4 protein-coding genes are annotated in these 2086 nt (G+C 66.7%); 3 read left to right on the forward strand and 1 reads right to left on the reverse strand.

The features are described 5' to 3' along the window. From ABB33_RS17825 to ABB33_RS17835, 3 genes are all read left to right on the forward strand, one after another. A partial coding sequence (locus ABB33_RS17825) for a DUF2239 family protein (protein WP_056932977.1) occupies nucleotides 1-539 on the forward strand: 539 nt, incomplete at its 5' end. Nucleotides 540-674: 135 nt separating this feature from the next. Continuing rightward, the gene (locus tag ABB33_RS17830) at nucleotides 675-1214 is read left to right on the forward strand and encodes a single-stranded DNA-binding protein (protein WP_054664025.1); all 540 of its coding nucleotides are present in this window, start codon (nucleotides 675-677) and stop codon (nucleotides 1212-1214) included. A 127-nt stretch (nucleotides 1215-1341) separates the two neighbouring features. Then, the gene (locus ABB33_RS17835) at nucleotides 1342-1842 is read left to right on the forward strand and encodes a hypothetical protein (RefSeq protein WP_056932978.1); all 501 of its coding nucleotides are present in this window, start codon (nucleotides 1342-1344) and stop codon (nucleotides 1840-1842) included. 124 nt (nucleotides 1843-1966) lie between these two features. On the opposite strand, the gene ABB33_RS17840 is transcribed toward ABB33_RS17835, so the two are convergent. Further along, a partial coding sequence (locus ABB33_RS17840; protein ID WP_152985161.1) for an IS3 family transposase occupies nucleotides 1967-2086 on the reverse strand: 120 nt, incomplete at its 5' end.

Raw genomic sequence — 2086 nt, forward strand, 5'->3', positions numbered from 1 at the left:
TCCGCGGTGAGCTGCGCGACGTGGTGCGTGAGGCTGTCGCGCGCGCGGGCACCGGCGCGGACGGGCGCCCGCTGCTGCTGCTGGACGACCGCAGCGGGCAGAGCGTGGACCTGGACCTGCGCGGCGACGTCGCGCAGGTGCTGGAACGGCTGCGGGCGCGCTTCCCGCCGGCCGATGCCGCCGCAGGGCCCGCCACGCGGGAGCGCGGGCGCCCGCGGCTGGGCGTGGTGGCGCGCGAAGTCACCCTGCTGCCGCGCCACTGGGAATGGCTGGCGGCGCAGCCCGGCGGGGCCTCTGCGGCCCTGCGCCGGCTGGTGGAGCAGGCGCGCCGGGCGGACGACGGGGCCGGCGACCTGCGCCAGCGCCGCGAGGCGCAGTACCGGGCGATGCTGGCGCTGGCCGGGGACCTGCCGGGCTTCGAGGACGCCAGCCGCGCGTTGTTCGCGGGCGACGCCGCCGGCTTTGCCGCGCACCTCCGGCAATGGCCCGGCGATGTAGGCAACTACCTCGCCAGCCTGTCGGCGAACGACGCCGGCTGAGGCGGCAGGGTGGGCGGGAACGGGATGGGTTGTTACCATCCCATGTCCCGTTCCCTCCCGGCGCCTGCACCGGGACCCACGGATGCCGGCTGCAGCCGGCCCATATCCCGGCACACAACGCAAAGAGCGAATCCCATGGCCCGCGGCATCAACAAAGTCATCCTGGTCGGCAACCTCGGCAACGACCCGGACGTGAAGTACACCCAGAGCGGCATGGCCGTGACCCGCATCAGCCTGGCCACCACCAGCGTGCGCAAGGACCGCGACGGCAACAACCAGGAACGCACCGAATGGCACCGCGTGGTGTTCTTCGGCAAGCTCGGCGAGATCGCCGGCGAGTACCTGCGCAAGGGTTCGCAGGTCTACGTCGAGGGCGAGATCCGCTACGACAAGTTCACCGGCCAGGACGGCGTGGAGAAGTACACCACCGACATCGTCGCCAACGAGATGCAGATGCTCGGCGGCCGTGGCGAGGGTGGCGGCGGTGGGGGTGGCGGTTACGGCGGCGGCGAACGCCCGCAGCGCCAGTCGGCCCCGCGCCCGCAGGGCGGTGGCTATGGCAACCAGGACCAGGGCGGCGGCGGTTACGGCCAGCGCCCGCAGCGCCAGGCGCCCGCGCAGCAGCCGGCCCCGCCGCCGATGGACGACTTCGCCGACGACGATATTCCGTTCTGACCCAGGCGCGAGATCGCCTGCTCGTTCTGGAGAAAAGCCCTCGTTGTCGGGGGCTTTTCCTTTTTCATCCGCAAATTCGTAGCTAACTCCCAATGCGTCAGGGAGGCAATTTTTCTAGAATTTGCCCATGACCTGGCGAACCCCATCCTCCCTTAAGTGGTTGATTGATAAGCACTCCCGTTTGCAGGGCGAGGTGTCGCTGCTCGAACGGCAATTTGCCGAGTTGGATCGTCAAGCAGCCGAGCATCGCCGGCTGTGGGAGGACGCCAAGCGCAACTTACAGGCGATCGAGTGTGCACTCGGGATGCATGAGATCAAGGTGGATCCCGAAGATATCGAACAGGTCCAGCCTCACGTCAATAAACCGATGTACCGGCATGGCGCAATGACAAGAAAGATCCTCACGACCTTGAAGTCCGCGCAGGGCTGGATGTCGACCGGCGACGTCGTCAGGCACGTCACCGGTCATACGTACGAAAGCACAGATCACGTGCTCTACGAGAAGATTCGCCGCAGTTTTCGTAGTCGGATGCGCGCGATGGTCGCCAAGGGTCAAGTTGAACGTCGGCCCTCAGGGGGCTGTTATAGGGAGCACACGCTGTGGCGTTTGCCACAGCGTGATGATTAGGCAGCTTTCTGATCCATGCGATCGAGGAAGTAAGCAACTGTGAGCTCACCCTCGCGACGGTGCCCTTGGAAGTAGCCCTTCCACCAGCGCGAAGGGGGTGGACCGGCCAGAGTTCCGTAGACACTCAGTCGCCGCTCTGCGCGTAGCGCCTCTCAAACTCTACCGGTGACAGTCCGCCAGCGGAACCATGTCGGCGGATGGGGTTGTAGAACATCTCGATGTAGTCGAACACGTCCGATGCGTA

Source organism: Stenotrophomonas acidaminiphila (genome assembly GCF_001431595.1).
Lineage (GTDB): Bacteria > Pseudomonadota > Gammaproteobacteria > Xanthomonadales > Xanthomonadaceae > Stenotrophomonas > Stenotrophomonas acidaminiphila.

Coding starts and splice junctions, on each gene's coding strand:
- ABB33_RS17830 (WP_054664025.1), top strand. CDS start 675: ATGGCCCGCGGCATCAACAAAGTCATCCTGGTCGGCAACCTCGGCAAC.
- ABB33_RS17835 (WP_056932978.1), top strand. CDS start 1,342: ATGACCTGGCGAACCCCATCCTCCCTTAAGTGGTTGATTGATAAGCAC.